Below are 18,169 nucleotides of genomic sequence, written 5' to 3' on the forward strand. Positions count from 1 at the left end.
GCTGGTTTTCCAGGACGACTGCCCCTCGGATCAGAGTTCTGAGAGATTGGTTGGACATTCGGTGCTAACGAGATTACTTCAGCGTCTGCAACGACTCGTCAAACTTGACCTGAAACAGCCCAAGTTTGGGGAGTGAATGTTTTTAGAGACAGCGCATGAATCGCTTCTGTAGACATTGCGTCTCTCAGAGCGCCATACACCAACTGATGCTGTTGAACCAAGCTCTTGCCTTCAAACTGAGATGAAACGATCGTGGCTTGGTAATGGTCACCACCACCCGTCAAGTCTTGGATTTCGACCTGCGCATCGGGCAAGGCTGCTTTGATCATCGTTTCGACTTGATCTCGGCTAATCATTCATACTCCTCTGCATGTTCTCCAATCTTGATCTAGTCTAGCTTTAGCTGGAACCTAGCAGTCAGGGCAGCCCAAGCTGATCTAGCTCTTTAAGCGCCAGTTATGGTAGATGCTGGCCTAAACTTAACGAGGAGTTGTAGGCACAGAGGTTGCAGGCGCAGAGGTTGCAGGCGTAGAAGATTGCTGCTCGCCACCAGAGCGAGGGAACTGAGCATCTACAAAGCCTAGTTCAAACAGTTGCTGATAAGATTTTTTACCTAAATCGCGCGTTGGCTGTTGACTGCGAATAATTTGCACCAATAAAGGCACAGCTAGTTCTGGCTGATTTTGGGCCCGGTGCACCAAAGCCAACTGATAAGTCGCTTGATCTCGCATCTGAGCGGCATCTAACGCTTTGCGACGTTGGCTATCGGCCACACGGTTGTCAATACCGGAGAAACTAGAAGCCAAGTCCTGATAAAAGTTGGAAAGCTGATTGAAAACTTGACGCGCTTCTTGCAGCTTCTGAGTCGCTAGAGAATAGTTTTGAGCGGAGACAGCGTTACTCGCGTCGTCCATTAAGCGCTGGCCACCTTGCATGCTCATCAAACCCGCAGCTTGGCTTAAGGGGCGTATATTGTTAGGGTCGTTGGGGTCAAGGGGTTGCGCTTGGCCACCAGACGGGGGTAGAGAAGGAACCTGAGCCTGAGCAGCTAGCGGACGGAGCAGGGTTAAAGCTACGGCAAGTTGCAGAGAAACTAAGCCTGTCAAGCGAAGGAAGCGAACAGAGCCAGAGGAGATCATGGAGTAACTTTGCGAATTTGCAACAAACAGGACAGATTCAAACTTCGGGTATCTTACCATTGGCAGTCCTCGGTAGGTTTAAGTAACTACCAAAGCCTCTGCACAGCTGAATAGCCCTAGATGGAATACTCCTAAGTTTGAATAAGGAAGACTAGGATTTTTGAGCTTGAGTTCCCTAGCGAAGGCGGAGTGGGGTGCTGGACAAAACATGAAATCACCCCTTTGAAGTTGGGAGGTGAGGCTAGATCTATGCCCTAATGCTTGTTAGCAAGTGCAGCTCAAGGAGCCAGTTTCATGACCCATGATGCAAATCTGCCCAGCTCAACTCCAGGTTCAGGAGTGCCTGAGAGCAGTACAGGTATTATTTTGCAGAGAGGGGGCGAAGAGTTACTGCTAGAAAAGGTCAGCGATCGCTTCACGGTTCATCCCTCTTCTCAAGCGACGGTGGAGAACTTAGCGGAGCAGATTCCAGCCGAGCTACATCGGAGCGTGCCCCCCGCTCAGTCAGCCGAATTTATTGTCGATCCAGCCCAGCGGGACCAAGTAATGCAAGCGGCGCGATCGAGCAGTGGGGTGGACTTTGCCAGCCATGTTTACCGAGTCAAAGATAACCCTGGCACGCTAATTTATCTGACTGACACAATTACGATTCAGTTTGCACCTCAGGTAGACCAGGCCACGAAAGCCGCGATCGCTACTGAGCTAGGTTTACGAGAAGTGAAACCTGTCGTGGGAGTGCCTAACACTTTTGTATTTCAAGTCACTGCTCAAGCGACAGCCAATCCGGTCAAGATTGCCAATCAGCTGACTCGGCGATCGGAGGTATTAATGGCTGAACCCAATATCGTGGTCAGAACCCAGCCTTTGTATCGCCCCAATGACCCGCTTTATGCCAAACAGTGGTATCTCAACCACAATGGCGGCCCAGATCTAGCCGCAAGTTCCCATATTTCCGCCGAAAAAGCTTGGGACATTACCAGAGGTAGCCGTTCGATCGTCGTGGCAGTCGTCGATGATTCTTTTGATCTCAACCACCCTGACTTTCAGGGCCAAGGCAAGATTGTTGCCCCTAGAGACTTGAGAGACCAAGATCTCTTGCCCCTGCCTGACGATACAGAAGCCAGCCACGGTACTGCTTGTGCTGGCGTAGCCGTAGCGGAGGAAAATGGAGTCGGTATTGTCGGCGTGGCTCCTGGATGCGCCTTAATGCCCATCCGTACGACAGGTTTTCTAGATGATGACACCATCGAACAAATCTTCGATTGGGCAGTAGCCAACGGAGCCGCCGTTATCTCTTGTAGTTGGGGACCGAGCGCCGTTTACTTTCCCTTATCACTCCGTCAAAGCGCTGCCCTAACCCGCGCCGCTAAGGATGGACGCAATGGGAAAGGCTGTGTGATTGCCTTTGCCGCTGGTAATGCCAACCGTCCCGTCAATGGTGCCATCAACGAACAAGGCTGGCCCAACAATGTGCTGCGCGGCCCCACGACTTGGTTAACTGGGTTTGCAATTCATCCTGACGTAATCGCAGTCTCCGCCTGCACCAGCTTGAACAAAAAAGCTGCCTATAGTAACTGGGGCACAACCATCTCAGTGTGTGCGCCTAGCAACAACGCCCCACCGGGAATGTGGTTGCAAGAAACTGGATTCGTCAGCACGCCCCCAGAAGTTAGGGTATTTCTCCCAGGAAAAAGCGTGTTCACAGCCGATCAGCTAGGGGCAGCGGGCTATGACCCTGGAGACTTTACCGGAGATTTCGGCGGCACTTCTAGCGCTTGCCCCACTGTGGCGGGAGTTGCAGCCTTAGTTCTTTCTACCAACCCTGACCTTACAGCTCAAGAAGTGCGCCAGATTTTGCAACAAACCGCAGACAAAATTGTTGACCCCGATCCCGATCCACAATTTGGGTTCCGCAAAGGCACTTATGAAGCGAATGGCCGCTCTGATTGGTTCGGCTTCGGCAAAGTCAACGCGTTTAGAGCAGTTCAGGCGGCTCAGCGCCAAATGGCAGCACCTTTAAGCAGTTCTCAGCGAATTCAGGGACGCAATGATAGTGCTGTGGCGATTCCGGACTACGATTTGAATGGCATCAGAAGCGCTATCCAAATCAACGACTCCAACCTTGTGCGAGATATGCAAGTAACGGTGAATCTAGAGCACAGTTTCTTGGGTGACTTGGAGATTAGCTTGATTGCCCCTAGAGGCCAAACAGTGTTGCTCCAGGGTCGCACTCTCGGTCGTCAAACCCAATTGCAAGCGAGTTATTCGTTGCAAAATACCCCACTGCTCCGCAAATTACTCAATCAGTCTGCCGCCGGACGCTGGCAGCTCTGGATCATCGATCGCGCTCTGATGGATACAGGCACCCTCAAAAGTTGGCAACTAACGCTCGGCGTCTAATTCCGAATTAGGGCTAGCCGATGAAAGTTGGCAGCTCAACTCTTGTAGTGAGGCTTCTAGGTCAGCAGTCAAGGTTTTAGCGCTGGCCTTGGGTTGCTCTAAGTTATAGGTTGAAGCCTTCAGCGGCTCCCCAATGCGAATCCTAACCTCAGATCCCCATCCGGGCACAGCTTGGCTGTAATGCAAACTAATCGGCACAATTTTGACGTCCAAACCAGGCTGGTTAGCTTCTGCTTGTAGCGCTAAGCGAGCCAATCCAGGCTTCAAAGGATGTACTTGGCGATCGCGAAAAATCCCTCCTTCCGGGAAGATCACCAAAGATTCGCGGTTTTCCAGCAACTCCACTCCATGTCGTAGACTCGCGATCGCCGGACGCTTCGGGTCAATCGGAAACCCTCCTAGGCGACGAATAAACCAGCCTTGCAGCCCCTTCACCTCATCCGCCGAAACCATAAACCTTAAGTCGTGCCCCGTAATGTCTCGGCCTGCTGCATAAGGCACCAGCAACGCATCCCAACGAGAACGATGGGTCGGCGCTAGAACCACTGGCCCCTCAGCGGGCAAATTTTCCCGACCACTGACCTCAATCCGCCTAAAGTAAGCAGGCAAAACCACATGGCGACCCAGCGGATAAACCCAAGGCATGAGCCACGGGGAAAAGCGAGAAATACTCGTTGCAGGTTTATTGGGCGGCGTGGAGGAACTTGCGTGAGTGGTTATCCCCATGTCCTGATTCGGTGCTGGAGGAGTATCGCTAGAGTCACGGCGAAAGGAGTTGAGCGAAATCATGGAGTCAAACGAGATCATATGTGACAGCGGGAGACAATAAACGCAAGAACCAAGCTTTTCAATGCCTGCTTGAACTTAAGCTAAAGGCTTTTATTTCACTTGTCTTCTGCCACAAGGACACTTCTGCCGCTGTCATGAGGTAGAAGCCGAGCTAGGGGTGCCGCGATCGCCGCCGTTGGGCAAACCAATCCTGCAACTGCTGCCGACAAGGCGTTTCCAAGATGCCACCCAAAACCTTGAGCTGGTGAAACGAACAAGCACTATCCGGTAGATTCATCACCATCCGAACCGCACCAGTTTTTGGATCGTCCGCTCCATACACCAACAACCCCAAACGCGCCTGCACAATTGCCCCCGCACACATCGGGCAAGGCTCCAGCGTCACATACAGCGTGCATTCATTCAAATGCCAATTTTGTAGCACCTGCCCCGCCGCCCGCAAAGCCAATACCTCCGCATGAGCCGTAGGGTCGCGATCGCGCTCCCGCCGATTTTGCGCCTCCGCAACCACCTCCCCCTGCGGTCCCACAATCACCGCTCCCACAGGCACCTCCCCTGCCACACCAGCCGCTTCAGCCAACTCCAGCGATCGAGCCATCCAGCGGTAGTGAACTAGGTATCCGGGGTGAGAGAGTGCGGGAGGAGGGAGTTGCAAGGAGGAAGGGGTGAGGAGTGAGGGATGAGGGATGAGGGATGAAAGAAGAGTGAGGAGCCAACTACCAACACCAACCGAAACCCGAAACATGCACAGTCAGACTCGTTTGGAGGGGGTCTGGGGGACGCAACCGTCCCTCAGCGGGGGTTTGGGGGCGAGTGCCCCCAAGGCTCGGATTTCAAGCAACGAATGCCAGCCATCAAACTTCAACAGCAGACTGCACCAAAAGCGGGTCTAACTGCCCCTGACGATCCAAGGCATACAGATCATCACAGCCGCCCACATGTTCATTATTGATAAAAATTTGCGGCACCGTCCGGCGACCATTCGCCCGCTCTCCCATTTTGACCCTAGCCGCACCATCACCATCGATCTTGTACTCAGTAAACTTCACCCCTTTCCACTGCAACAACACCTTCGCCCGAATGCAGTAAGGACAAGTTTGCCACGTATAAATCTCCACATGAGCCTTAACTTGCTCAGGGTGACGACCTAAAAACCGATTGAGAAATTCGAGCATGTTTTCTCAGACTAATAAATCCGCTAGCTGAAATGAGCCGTTAATACTAAGCATACTATTCCGCACCGAGAGCCGCACAGCCATACATTACTCCGCATCTAACTCCCTAAAGTCTTAGTGGCGTGGTAAGGGAAAAACTACCAAAAGAGTAAAACCTGCGATCGCCAACCCCAGCGAAACCGCCATCAACTTCACATGGTTTTGCCAGTCTAAACCCGCTCGCGATCGCTCCCCATCAGTTTTGGCAGCTTTGCTACCTGAGCGAGGCACCAACCACAACAACAGGCTACCCAGTGTCATCAAGCTACCCAGAATCGCCAAACTGCCACCGACCCAAGCCACCAGGAACCAAGCCACTTGATTCATCACAATGCTCCAAAGTAAAAAAACTTCCCAGCGATCGCCAGAGAGAGATAACGCCTACTCTAGCCCACCCCTCAAAAATGGCTACATCACGCTTGGAGCCGAGCGTCCATCTCCACCGTAGCCTTGCCTAATCCAGGTTGCCGAAAGCAATTTACAAGGACTTTCTTCAGTTCTGACGTGCCCAAATTGCCATTCTTCGAGATCAACTCAGAATCTTTATGTCAAGGGTATACCCGCACTTTGGTAGGATTGAGAACTGAAATTGCTAGTTAAAACGACGCAAAATCAGCAGTTTGGAGGAAACACCTCGTGGAAAACACGCTCGGTCTTGAGATTATTGAAGTGGTGGAGCAGGCCGCGATCGCCTCTGCTCGCTGGATGGGCAAGGGCGAAAAGAACATCGCTGACCAAGTTGCTGTAGAAGCAATGCGGGAGCGAATGAACAAAATTTACATGCGAGGCCGTATCGTGATCGGAGAAGGGGAGCGCGATGACGCCCCCATGCTCTACATCGGGGAAGAAGTGGGAATTTGCACCCGCGAGGATGCTAAAGAATACTGCAACCCAGACGAGCTGATCGAAATTGACATTGCGGTTGACCCCTGCGAAGGCACCAACCTCGTCGCTTATGGTCAAAACGGCTCCATGGCCGTCTTGGCTATTTCTGAAAAGGGCGGTTTGTTTGCAGCTCCCGACTTCTACATGAAGAAATTGGCAGCTCCAGCAGCAGCCAAGGGCAAAGTAGACATTCGCAAGTCTGCGACCGAAAACCTCAAGATTCTATCCGAGTGCTTAAACCGCTCTGTTGAAGAATTGGTGGTTGTCGTCATGGATCGTCCTCGTCATAAGGACTTGATTCAAGAAATTCGCCAAGCTGGAGCCAGAGTACGCCTCATCAGCGATGGTGACGTGTCTGCTGCCATTTGTTGTGCTTTTACAGGCACCAACATCCACGCCCTCATGGGTATTGGCGCAGCTCCTGAAGGTGTGATCTCCGCTGCTGCAATGCGTTGCTTAGGTGGTCACTTCCAAGGCCAACTGATCTATGACCCCGCAGATGTAAACACTCCCGAAAGCAGCAACTGGAACCGGGAAGCCAACATCGCTCGTTTGAAAGAAATGGGCGTTGATGACCCCGATCGCATCTACAACGACAATGAGCTAGCGTCTGGTGAAACCGTCCTGTTCGCAGCTTGCGGTATCACCCCTGGCACCTTAATGGAAGGAGTGCGCTTCTTCGGTGGTGGTGCCCGGACTCAATCCCTGGTCATTTCCAACCAGTCAAAAACCGCTCGCTTCGTAGATACCATTCACCTGCTCGATGGGCAAAGCAAAACCTTGCAATTGCGTTAATTTGCGATTTCCTAGTTGCTAACGGCGAGCTTTGAAGTAGGGGTACGGCATTGCTATGCCCCTGCTGAACTTTAAGCCTGGGACAGCATTAAAAACGTAGAAGTGCCACACTAAAGGTGAAGCGATCTATATCAACGATCGCTTTTTCATGCTTATAACTTTGGGTCTCCAGCTAGGTGAACTTTTCCTAACTTGCCTGATCTGGGTACTCCTTTAGTTTTAATTTAGATTTCTAAAGATCCATTGATTGAGACTGCTAGACGCCTGCTGGTTATCAAAAACGCTTTTATAGCAATCGTTACTAGGGTGAAGGCGGGGTGCAGGGGTTCCACCCCTGTGTGGGGGCACAGCTCCCACACCCCCATTCAAACCTTGGTGGCAAGTACTATATCAATCGCTCCGTCTGGCTTGGAAGACGACAACTCTTAGGGAGGGAAGATGAATATTGCCGTTGTGGGCCTCAGCCACAAGACAGCCCCCGTTGAAGTGCGCGAAAAGCTTAGTATTCCAGAACATCAACATGAAGCGGCGATCGCTCATTTGCAAAGCTACAGCCACATTGAGGAAGCTGCCATCCTCAGTACCTGTAACCGCCTAGAAATTTACATTGTCACCACCGAGTCCGAGCACGGGGTGCGGGAAGTGACGCAATTTTTATCGGAGCATAGCAAGCTACCCGTTCCGGCACTGCGCCCCCACTTGTTCGTGCTGTTACACCAAGACGCAGTGATGCACTTGATGCGCGTGGCGGCTGGATTGGATAGCTTGGTGTTGGGTGAAGGGCAAATTCTGGCTCAGGTGAAGCACACTCACAAACTGGGTCAGCAGTACAAAGGCGTGGGCCGCATTCTCAATCAACTGTTTAAGCAAGCGATCTCTGCGGGTAAACGCGTTCGCACAGAGACCAGCATTGGTACTGGAGCAGTTTCAATTAGTTCTGCTGCGGTGGAGCTAGCTCAAATTAAAGTACCAAATTTGGCCGCTTGTCGAGTTGCCATTATCGGCGCAGGCAAGATGGCGCGACTGTTGGTGCAGCACTTGATTTCCAAAGGGGCGGTGCAAATTTGTATTCTCAATCGTTCTTTGGAACGAGCGGAGGAATTAGCCAGCCAGTTTACGGAAGCGCAACTCAAGCTTTGCTCACTGTCTGAGATGTCGGAAGTGCTGACCTGCTCGGATTTGGTGTTTACCAGTACCGCCTCGACGCAGCCGATCTTGGATCGCGCCAAGCTAGAGAGCTGCCTAGAACCCACTCAACCGTTGATGTTGATTGACATTTCGGTGCCCCGGAACGTTGATGCTGATGTCAATGACTTGGATTGCGTCCAGGTGTTTAACGTCGATGACTTGAAAGCAGTGGTGGCTCAAAATCAAGAAAGCCGTCGGCAAATGGCGATGGAAGCGGAAGCCCTGCTTGAAGATGAGTTAGATGCGTTTGATGTCTGGTGGCGATCGCTGGAAACTATCACCACGATTAGCTGCCTACGAGAGAAAATTGAAACTATTCGTGAACAAGAGCTGGAAAAGGCGTTATCTCGTTTAGGCAGTGAGTTTGCGGAGAAGCATCAGGAAATCATTGAGGCGCTGACTAGAGGGATTGTGAATAAGATTCTGCATGACCCCATGGTGCAACTGCGGGCGCAGCAGGATATTGAGGCCCGACGCCGAGCCATGCAGTCTTTGGAGATGCTGTTTAATCTCAATCCAGAAGCGCGATCGGGTGAAGTGATGTAGTGAGTTGGTTAAGGGTGGCTAGGATGTCAACGGGAGGATGAGCCTCGCTAGGACAGATCACTCATAATCTGGCATGTTGTAGGGGTGGGTTTGTGGTTGTCGGCGCTGAGATAGGAGCGGTCAACTACAAATCTGCCCCTATATGGTTAATGGGGTAAGGGCTGATGAGTAAGCGTTGGTCTCAAATTATTTTTCGGGTTGTGGCCTTCCTGATTGGGTTGTGGTTGGCATTCGATTTGCTGGCTCGTTTGGGAGGAGAAATTCTTTGGTTTCAGGAACTAGGATATTTGCCTACGTTTCTACTGCGGGCTTTTACCAAGGGGGGGCTTTGGACGATCGCCTGTTTAGTGACGATCGCGTTTTGGTTTGGTAATTTTGCGATCGCCCGACGTTTACAACATCAGAAGCCCCAAGAACAAGACCTCAGCCCTAAGGATATTTTGTGGGGCAATTGGGCCGCTCGTCCGCGTGGTTTAGGGTTGACTCGGTTGCTAACCTTGGCAGTGGGGTTAAATTTCCTCGTAGGAGTGATGCTGCTCTATTACGCTCAGGTGGCGTCGCGCTACTGGCAACCTCCGGGTTGGCAAGGCCCCTTAAACTTTTTGGAATCATCATCCCCTCAGCAACTACGGCTGCAAGCAGTCTGGCCCTTGCTGGTACAGTTGCCCAGCAATCCCTCCCAACTGGCTGTTCTGCTCGGACTAGTATTGGCACTGACGATCGCACCTCGGTTCTGGTTGCGGGCGATCGCGGTAGTTTTGGCAGTGGCTTTTAGCCTCACGATCAGTGGGCATTGGGCAGAAGTGTTGCAATATTTTCAACCCACTCCGTTTAACAGTGCTGACCCTCTGTTTGGCCGAGACATTAGCTTCTATATCTTTGCGCTACCCGTGCAACAGCTGCTGGCTTTTTGGCTAACAGGCTTGACCCTGTATGCCTTGGTGTCAGTGGCACTGATGTATCTACTCTCAGGAGAAAGCTTGAGTGAGGGAAATTTCTCAGGCTTTTCGGCTCTGCAAGTACGTCACCTGCAAGGGCTGAGTAGCACCTTGATGTTGGCGATCGCGTTTAATTATTGGTTGAGCCGTTACGAACTGCTGTACTTCCAGCGGGGTGTGGTGCATGGCGCTAGCTACACCGATGTCGTGGTGCAATTGCCCATCAACACAGGCTTAAGCATTCTGGCAGTCGCGATCGCTATTTTTTTTCTATGGCGCACTCTCACAGGATCGAAACAAGCCAGTCAAGCAGCACCTTGGCTCTATAGCTTGGGTTTTTACGTTGGGGTAGCGGCGATCGCGGGCCTCGTCTTACCTGCCGCAGTGCAACGCTTTGGAGTACAACCCAACGAGCTAGCACGAGAACGTCCCTACATTCAGCGCAGCATTGCCCTAACCCGCCAAGCCTTTGACTTGCAAGCCATCAATGCAGAAACTTTTGCACCTACGGGTGAGCTAACCCGTGCTGGCCTACTAGCCAACGACCTGACCATTCGTAACATTCGCCTATGGGATACCAGACCGCTGTTACAGACAAATCGGCAGCTACAACAGATTCGGTTGTATTACAGGTTTCCAGACGCTGATGTGGATCGATACACGCTTTTGAAGGAGGAAGGAGGAAGGATGAGGGAGGAAGGTGCTAGAGTTCCTGCTGCCCCTCCTGCACCCTTAGGGAACGCTGACAGCGATCGCCCCTCACTCCTCACTCCTCTCCCCTCACCTCCCGCTACAGAGAAGCAGCAAGTTCTAATTGCGGCGCGGGAATTGGACTATAGCGCGGTGCCCCAGCAAGCGAAGACTTGGGTCAACGAACATTTGGTTTACACACATGGCTATGGGTTTACGCTCAGTCCTGTGAACCGAGTAGGCCCAGGAGGACTGCCCGACTATTTTGTCAGAGACATTGGAGTTAATCCTGCGGATAATGATGCCAGTTCGCTGACTACCTCTAGTGCTGGGATTCGGGACAGTATCCCTATTGGCCAGCCTCGGATCTACTTCGGGGAGATTGCCAATACCTATGTCATGACGAATACCAGAGTGAAGGAGCTAGACTATCCCAGCGGTAATGAGAACGTCTACAACACCTATGATGGACGCGGTGGCGTCCAGATTGGTACTCCGTGGCGGCGGTGGCTGTTTGCCAAATACCTCAACGATTGGCAGATGGTGCTGACCCGCAACTTTACGCCCCAAACCAAGTTGCTATTCCGTCGCAACATCAACCAGCGCATTCGGGCGATCGCCCCGTTTCTGCGCTATGACAGTGAACCTTATTTAGTCACGGCGGATGTCACGGCGGATGTCACGGCAGACACGCCTATTTCAGAGACCTCTAACGATCAAAATTACCTGTACTGGGTGGTAGATGCCTATACGGCCAGCGATCGCTACCCCTACTCAGATCCTGGCGACCATCCCTTCAATTACATCCGCAACTCGGTCAAAGTGGTGGTTGATGCCTACAATGGCTCTGTAGATTTTTACATTGCCAACCCCAACGATCCCATTATCAAAACTTGGGCTGCTATTTTTCCGGGCCTATTTAAGCCACTTAGCGCTATGCCAACTGCACTCCGCAGTCATATTCGCTATCCGGTAGACTTTTTTAGCATTCAGTCGGAACGGTTGCTGACTTATCACATGACCGATCCGCAGGTATTTTACAATCGGGAAGACCAGTGGCAGGTACCCACTGAAATTTACGGCAGTGAGCCGCGGTTAGTTGAGCCGTACTATTTGATCACAAGCTTGCCAGATAACGAAGCAGAAGAATTCATTTTATTGCTGCCCTTTACGCCTCGACAGCGCAATAATTTAATTGCTTGGTTGGCAGCGCGATCAGACGGTGAAAACTACGGCAGGTTGCTACTCTACGAGTTTCCCAAACAACAACTGGTCTATGGGCCAGAACAAATCGAAGCGAGAATTAACCAAGACCCGATTATTTCTCAGCAAATTTCCTTATGGAATCGGCAAGGTTCGCGGGTGATCCAGGGCAATCTTTTAGTGATCCCAGTCGAGCAATCGTTACTGTATGTAGAGCCTCTATATCTAGAAGCCGAGCAAAATAGTCTCCCTACTTTAGTGCGGGTGATCGTAGCTTACGAAAACCGAATTGTAATGGCAGAAACCCTAGATCAAGCTTTGCAAGCAGTCTTCCAGCCAGAAGCACCCGCTGCCCCGGTCGTGCGTCCGTTTGAAGATCCAGCCGCCCCCACCGAACCTTCTCTTGCCCCAACGTCCTGAACCGTATTCCTGAACCGTATTAGGATTTAGCCGCATGGCAACTATCCGTGAAGCGCTTGTGAGTGCCGTTCAGCATCATGAAGCTGGACAGTTACAACAAGCCGAGCAGCTTTACCGCTTAATTTTGCAACAGCAGGCTGATTATTTTCCCGCCTTGCATGGTCTGGGGTTAATTGCCTACCAGTCTGGTCACATTGCAGAAGCGATCGCCTACTACCGCCGAGCGATCGCCCTCAAGCCTAATGTGGCTGACATCTACAACAATTTAGGACTGGCTCTAGTAACGAATGGAGAATACGCCGCTGCTGTAGCCATCTACCAAAAAGCGATCGCCCTTAGATCTGCCTATCCAGAGGCATACAACAACTTAGGCCATGCCCTACGGCACCAAGGCAAAGTGGCTGAAGCGATCGCAGCTTATGACCGAGCGATCGTGCTGAAGCCAGAATTTGTCTCGCCACACTGGAATCGGTCGCTAGCTTTGCTGTTGGGTGGAGAATTGGGCCAAGGCTTTGCGGAATATGAGTGGCGTTGGCGACGCGAGGGCAAACAACTACGCCCCTTTCCTCAACCCCTCTGGAATGGCTCAGATCTAGCAGGACGACGGATTCTGCTGTATGCCGAGCAAGGGTTTGGCGACACGATCCAATTCATTCGCTACGCCACTTGGGTCGCAGAGAGAGGCGGTCAAGTGGTGGTGGAGTGTCAAGCGCCTCTGGTTCGCTTAGTCCAAACGGTAGCAGGGGTGCAAGCGGTGGTGGCTCAAGGAGAAGCTCTGCCTGCATTCGATGTGCAGATACCGCTGATGAGCCTCCCTCGACTCCACGGCACTACTCTAGAAACGGTGCCCACCCAGGTGCCTTACCTCCAGGTACCTCGCTCCCCGGCTGCGATCACAGATCCCCCAGGGACGCAGTTAAAAGTGGGATTTGTCTGGTCAGGCAATCCAGAAAATCGCAACAACCACAATCGCTCTTGTACAGCCAGTGACTTCCGGGTTTTGCTAGATATTCCCGACGTGACACTTTACAGCTTACAAAAAGCCGCCCAACCCGAAGAACTGGCACAACTGGGTGCAGGCGATCGCCTCCAAGATTTAAACCCACAGTTACAAGATTTTGGCGATACGGCAGCGGCGATCGCGCAACTCGATTTAGTCATCACGGTAGACACGGCAGTTGCCCACCTAGCCGGAGCTTTAGGCAAACCTGTATGGGTGTTACTTTCATTTGCTCCCGATTGGCGCTGGATGCTAGAGCGAGAAGACACCCCTTGGTACCCCACCATGCGGTTGTTTCGCCAAACCGAATTTGGCGATTGGGCAGGCGTATTTGCGCGCGTGGTAGCAACACTACGAGAGGCACTTCATGAGAGAAAAGCTGGAATGCAGTTTAACTCCTTGCACTACCCCCCCAATCCCCCAATTCATAGCCCTACCGGACATTCCACAAAGGGAGAGGTTAAGAAGCTAGTTCCCCCCAGTATTGGGGGGTTAGGGGGGCCAAATGCAGAGAATTTAACTGAGTTGTCGAAACCAAGTGAATATGGGGCGGCACTCCTAAAAACAGCCATTCAACACCACCAAGCGGGTCGTTTGGCCGAATCAGAGGCACTGTATCAGCAAATCCTAGAAGCGCAACCCGATCAAGCCGAAGTTTGGCAGTTACGGGGGGCACTAGCTGCCTCGGCAAAACACACTACTGAGGCGATCGCCTACTATCAACAAGCATTGGCACTCAAACCCGACTTTCCAGAAGCTCATAGCAACTTGGGCGTGGCCCTCAGCCAAATCGGGCAGATTGAAGCGGCGATCGCACACTATCAACAAGCGATCGCGCTCAACCCTGGAGCGGCTGAGTTGCACCACAACTTGGGGGTCGCGTTGAAAGAGCAAGGTCAGGTGGAAGCAGCGATCGCCCACTACCAACAGGCGATCGCGCTGAACCCCCATTTCGCCATGACTCATAACAACCTAGGGGGCATTTGGGAGGAACAAGGTCGCTATGCCGAAGCTCTAGATTGCTACAAACAAGCGCTAAGTGTTAATCCTGAGCATGTGGATGCGCACTTCGGCAAAGCAGTCACTCTGCTACGCATTGGAGATTTGAAGCGAGGCTTTGAGGAATATGAGTGGCGCTGGCGACGGCCAGACATGAAGCCGCAAGCCTTCAAACCACCGATTTGGGATGGTTCCGAATTACAGGGAAAAACCATTCTGATTCATACAGAACAGGGGTTTGGGGATACTATTCAGTTCATTCGTTATGTGGCTCTAGTCGCTCAAAAAGGGGGTCGCATCATTGTGGCTTGCCAGCCAGAGTTGGCAGGGTTGATTCGGCCCATGCCCCAGATTGAGCAGCTAATCGTCGAGGGTCAGGCTATCCCTGCGTTTGAAGTTCATGCACCGCTGTTAAGCTTGCCAAGAATTTTAGGCACGAGACTAGAAAACATTCCTGCCCAAGTGCCTTACTTACAGCCTCCAGCCTCTAGCCTCACGTTAGTTGCCCCGCCGGAAACTCAATTAAAAGTGGGCCTCGTTTGGTCGGGCAATCCCAGCCATCTCCACAATCACCTACGCTCTTGTCCCCTTGAGCACTTTTTACCGCTGTTAGAACTGCCCGGATTGGCATTCTACAGTTTGCAAAAAGGCCCACAAATTGCTGACTTAGCCCAATTACCTGACTCAACTTCGATTCAAGATTTGAGTTCGCAGTTACAAGATTTTGGGGATACCGCCGCCGCGATCGCCCAACTTGACCTAGTCATTGCGATCGATACGTCTGTAGCCCACTTAGCTGGAGCATTAGGAAAGCCAGTCTGGTTACTACTCGACACCACCCCCGATTGGCGCTGGCTCACTGAGCAAGAAGATAGCCCTTGGTACCCCACAATGCGGCTATTTCGGCAAACCTCGTCAGGAAATTGGGCAGAGGTAATCGAGCGTGTGGGTCAAGCACTGCGGGGATTATTAGCGAGTCGTCTACCCACGCCCCTGAGCGATCCTGAAGGCGCGATCGCCACCGCCATGCAACGACACCAAGCTAACCAGTTAGAGGCAGCCACCGCCATCTATTTTCAGGTGTTGCAGCAAGACCCCAACCAACTTGATGCCTTGCATTTACTAGGAGTCCTCGCTCACCAGAAACGCCAATTTGACCAAGCGATCGCCTATTACGAACGAGTCTTGGCGATCGCTCCTTACTTTGCCGAAGCCCATGCCAATTTCAGCGCCACGCTCCGAGAACAAGGTCACTTCACTGAGGCGATCGCCCACTGTCAACAGGCTTTAGCACTTAACCCCAACTTTAGTAATGCCCATATCAGTTTGGGTTTAATTTACCGTCAGCAAGGTCAGGTAGAGCAGGCGATCGCAGCTTATAACCACGCCTTAGAAGCCAATCCTGACGATATTGAAACTCACTGGAATCGGGCTTTAGCTTGGCTCCTGGCAGGCGATTTCCAGCAGGGATTTGCCGAGTACGAATGGCGCTGGCGACGACCCCACCGACGGCCTCGACCTTTTGCTCAACCGCTGTGGGATGGCTCCGACTTACAAGGGCAAACCATTTTGCTGCACGCTGAGCAAGGCTTTGGCGACACAATTCAATTCATCCGATATGCCGCTTTGGTAGCCAAGCGAGGCGGACGGGTGATTGTAGAATGCCAAGCCCCCCTGCTACGACTTTTATCTAAGGTGGCTGGCATCGATCAACTCGTGGCGCAAGAAACTCCGCTGCCCGCCTTTGATCTACACACACCTTTGCTGAGCTTGCCACGCTTGTTTGGCACCACGGTAGACACTGTGCCTGATTCAGTCCCCTATCTTTTCCCGCCAGCTCAGTCCACCGTAAAACTCACCGCTCCTGCGGGCCATTTGAAAGTCGGCTTGGTTTGGTCAGGTAGCCGTACCAATCAAAACAACCATCACCGCTCTTGTGCGCCTCACTATTTTCAACCGTTGCTGAAACTTCCAAGCATCAGCTTCTACAGTTTGCAGAAAGATGCCCTAGCCGCAGAACTTGCCCAACTCAGCAGTGACGGTGCAACCGTAGAAGATTTGAGTGTGCAGTTACAGGATTTTGCGGATACTGCCGCCGCGATCGCTCAACTTGATTTAGTGATTACAGTAGATACTTCTGTGGCTCATTTAGCAGGCGCGATGGGCAAGCCTGTGTGGGTACTGCTCACCTTCGCCCCCGATTGGCGCTGGATGCTAGCGCGATCAGATAGCCCCTGGTATCCGACGATGCGGCTATTTCGTCAACAGCAATTAGGTGACTGGGCCAACGTGATTGCCCGTGTCCACAAGACCTTACAAACATTAGTAGACACCTCATCATCCCAGTTCATTCCTTCTACTCCTGACCTGCCGCCCCCAGATTCATTCATGACTCCATCTATCCCTGCCGCCTCTACCCCTCCGCCAGTTGCCAGGATGAATACGATTAAACCGATTGGGATTGGCTGGCAACTGAGCTTAATGACTGGCTGGGGCGTCTATGGCATCAACTTCACTCTCCAGTTGCAGCAGCATCCCAACTTCGCGCCCATGTTGCTGACTCCCGCCTCCGTCACCTCAGAACTCCTGAATCCACTGCACCAAGTTCTGTTGCGTCCTGCGATCGCCCAACAGCAAAATTTGCAGAATCTACTAGCTAATTACCCAGATAAACAAGTTTCCTTAGATATCCCGATCTTTCACGCGCTAGGGAAAGATTTTGACTCCAAGCTGTTGTCACGAGTTTCAGGCCAGCGCAATTTTGGGGTGGTGTTTTTTGAAGATACAGCCTTAAAACCAGCAGCCATTGCAAAAGCTAAAACCTATGACGCGATCGTGGCAGGCTCAACCTGGAACGCCCAAGTCTTGCAGAGCTACGGCTTAGCGAATGTCTACACCGCCCCTCAAGGCATTGACCCCACAATTTTTCATCCTGCGCCTAGAGCCAATCTGTTTCGCGATCGCTTTGTAATTTTTTCGGGAGGCAAACTAGAGTACCGTAAAGGCCAAGATATTGTAATTGCGGCTTTTAAGGTATTTCGCGATCGCCACCCAGAGGCGTTGCTACTTACCGCTTGGCACAACTTTTGGCCCCAATTCATGCTGGGTCTAGATCAAGCAAACCATGTGCAAGGCTTACCCGCCATTTATACAGATGGCCGCTTGCGAGTGGTGGAATGGCTAGCCGCAAACGGTATCCCTGCTGATGCCTGTGTTGATGTTGGCCCGATTCCCAATCATATGGTCGGGCAAATTATCCGCGAAGCTCATGTCGCTGTATTTCCCAACCGAGCGGAAGGTGGCACCAACTTAGTAGCAATGGAAAGTATGGCTTGCGGCCTACCCACGATTCTTTCCGCCAATACAGGCCACTTAGACTTAGTTGGGAGCGATCGCTGTTACGTCCTCACCCACCAGAAACCTGCCAAACCCATTCCTATCTTCCAAGGCGTGGAAGGCTGGGGCGAATCAGATGTAGAAGAGATCGTCGAAGCTTTAGAACAGGTCTACACCGACTACCAAACCGCTCAAGCCAAAGGCCAAGCCGCCGCCCGCTTCATGCAAGATTGGACCTGGGAAAAACAAGTGCAACGCTGTCTCACAGGTTTGCATTTGTAAGTAGAAGAAGTTACGTATGGGCGATCGCTGGCTCTGCAAATATCGTCCTCAATTTCTAACAACCACTGGTAGCGGTCTACATCTCGCAAAGATTGATGGGACAGCATTTTGAGGATGTTGGCATGAGAATGGCGGCAACCACGCCTGTCATTCTATTGAAATTGCTTTTGGGATTTACTTTGCCGAGCTGATATCTCACAGCAGCGGATTATCCACACTTGATAGTACTAAGTACGTAATTTTCCCCAAGTAAACACTAGTATAAATTTTTCAATTTTTTTTCTGAAATTCATTTCAGGATTTTTTCCTTAAGCAAAAATAGATGCAACGGCAGTAGCTATGTAT

The 18,169-nt window shown here is 51.8% G+C and carries 11 protein-coding genes; 5 read left to right on the forward strand and 6 right to left on the reverse strand.

What is annotated here, in order from left to right; all coding sequences use genetic code 11:
* Positions 1 to 98: 98 nt before the first annotated feature.
* Both KME12_11360 and KME12_11365 read right to left on the reverse strand, forming a co-directional pair.
* Complete coding sequence (locus KME12_11360) at positions 99 to 356, reverse strand: BolA family transcriptional regulator (protein ID MBW4488375.1); 258 nt, start codon at positions 354 to 356, stop codon at positions 99 to 101.
* Between the two features lie 123 nt (positions 357 to 479).
* Entirely contained in the window at positions 480 to 1,139 is a 660-nt protein-coding gene (locus KME12_11365) for a hypothetical protein (GenBank protein ID MBW4488376.1), read from the reverse strand.
* Positions 1,140 to 1,433: 294 nt separating this feature from the next.
* Here KME12_11365 and KME12_11370 point away from each other — a divergent pair, with 294 nt between their 5' ends.
* Entirely contained in the window at positions 1,434 to 3,539 is a 2,106-nt protein-coding gene (locus KME12_11370; protein ID MBW4488377.1) for a S8 family serine peptidase, read from the forward strand.
* On the opposite strand, the gene KME12_11375 is transcribed toward KME12_11370, so the two are convergent.
* The 4 genes from KME12_11375 to KME12_11390 all read right to left on the reverse strand — a co-directional run bounded on the left by KME12_11375 (position 3,522) and on the right by KME12_11390 (position 5,869).
* Positions 3,522 to 4,346 (reverse strand): 1-acyl-sn-glycerol-3-phosphate acyltransferase, encoded by an 825-nt coding sequence (locus KME12_11375; protein ID MBW4488378.1) that lies wholly within the window; start codon positions 4,344 to 4,346, stop codon positions 3,522 to 3,524. The two genes, KME12_11370 and KME12_11375, sit on opposite strands and share 18 nt — an antisense overlap.
* A 133-nt stretch (positions 4,347 to 4,479) precedes the next feature.
* Entirely contained in the window at positions 4,480 to 4,926 is a 447-nt protein-coding gene (gene tadA, locus KME12_11380) for a tRNA adenosine(34) deaminase TadA (GenBank protein ID MBW4488379.1), read from the reverse strand.
* A 256-nt stretch (positions 4,927 to 5,182) separates the two neighbouring features.
* On the reverse strand, positions 5,183 to 5,503 hold the full coding sequence (gene grxC, locus KME12_11385; protein MBW4488380.1) for a glutaredoxin 3: 321 nt from the start codon (positions 5,501 to 5,503) through the stop codon (positions 5,183 to 5,185).
* 114 nt (positions 5,504 to 5,617) lie between these two features.
* On the reverse strand, positions 5,618 to 5,869 hold the full coding sequence (locus KME12_11390; GenBank protein ID MBW4488381.1) for a hypothetical protein: 252 nt from the start codon (positions 5,867 to 5,869) through the stop codon (positions 5,618 to 5,620).
* Between the two features lie 309 nt (positions 5,870 to 6,178).
* On the opposite strand from KME12_11390, the gene glpX reads away from it, so the two are divergent.
* From glpX to KME12_11410, 4 genes are all read left to right on the forward strand, one after another.
* The gene (glpX, locus tag KME12_11395) at positions 6,179 to 7,222 is read left to right on the forward strand and encodes a class II fructose-bisphosphatase (protein MBW4488382.1); all 1,044 of its coding nucleotides are present in this window, start codon (positions 6,179 to 6,181) and stop codon (positions 7,220 to 7,222) included.
* Between the two features lie 438 nt (positions 7,223 to 7,660).
* Complete coding sequence (locus KME12_11400) at positions 7,661 to 8,956, forward strand: glutamyl-tRNA reductase (GenBank protein MBW4488383.1); 1,296 nt, start codon at positions 7,661 to 7,663, stop codon at positions 8,954 to 8,956.
* Positions 8,957 to 9,120: 164 nt separating this feature from the next.
* On the forward strand, positions 9,121 to 12,207 hold the full coding sequence (locus KME12_11405; protein MBW4488384.1) for a UPF0182 family protein: 3,087 nt from the start codon (positions 9,121 to 9,123) through the stop codon (positions 12,205 to 12,207).
* 34 nt (positions 12,208 to 12,241) lie between these two features.
* On the forward strand, positions 12,242 to 17,824 hold the full coding sequence (locus KME12_11410) for a tetratricopeptide repeat protein (protein ID MBW4488385.1): 5,583 nt from the start codon (positions 12,242 to 12,244) through the stop codon (positions 17,822 to 17,824).
* Positions 17,825 to 18,169: the final 345 nt, after the last annotated feature.

The organism is Trichocoleus desertorum ATA4-8-CV12 (assembly GCA_019358975.1).
GTDB classification, from domain to species: domain Bacteria; phylum Cyanobacteriota; class Cyanobacteriia; order FACHB-46; family FACHB-46; genus Trichocoleus; species Trichocoleus desertorum_A.

Coding starts and splice junctions, on each gene's coding strand:
- KME12_11360 (MBW4488375.1), bottom strand. CDS start 356: ATGATTAGCCGAGATCAAGTCGAAACGATGATCAAAGCAGCCTTGCCC.
- KME12_11375 (MBW4488378.1), bottom strand. CDS start 4,346: ATGATCTCGTTTGACTCCATGATTTCGCTCAACTCCTTTCGCCGTGAC.
- KME12_11370 (MBW4488377.1), top strand. CDS start 1,434: ATGACCCATGATGCAAATCTGCCCAGCTCAACTCCAGGTTCAGGAGTG.
- tadA (MBW4488379.1), bottom strand. CDS start 4,926: ATGGCTCGATCGCTGGAGTTGGCTGAAGCGGCTGGTGTGGCAGGGGAG.
- KME12_11405 (MBW4488384.1), top strand. CDS start 9,121: ATGAGTAAGCGTTGGTCTCAAATTATTTTTCGGGTTGTGGCCTTCCTG.
- grxC (MBW4488380.1), bottom strand. CDS start 5,503: ATGCTCGAATTTCTCAATCGGTTTTTAGGTCGTCACCCTGAGCAAGTT.
- KME12_11390 (MBW4488381.1), bottom strand. CDS start 5,869: ATGAATCAAGTGGCTTGGTTCCTGGTGGCTTGGGTCGGTGGCAGTTTG.
- KME12_11365 (MBW4488376.1), bottom strand. CDS start 1,139: ATGATCTCCTCTGGCTCTGTTCGCTTCCTTCGCTTGACAGGCTTAGTT.
- KME12_11400 (MBW4488383.1), top strand. CDS start 7,661: ATGAATATTGCCGTTGTGGGCCTCAGCCACAAGACAGCCCCCGTTGAA.
- KME12_11410 (MBW4488385.1), top strand. CDS start 12,242: ATGGCAACTATCCGTGAAGCGCTTGTGAGTGCCGTTCAGCATCATGAA.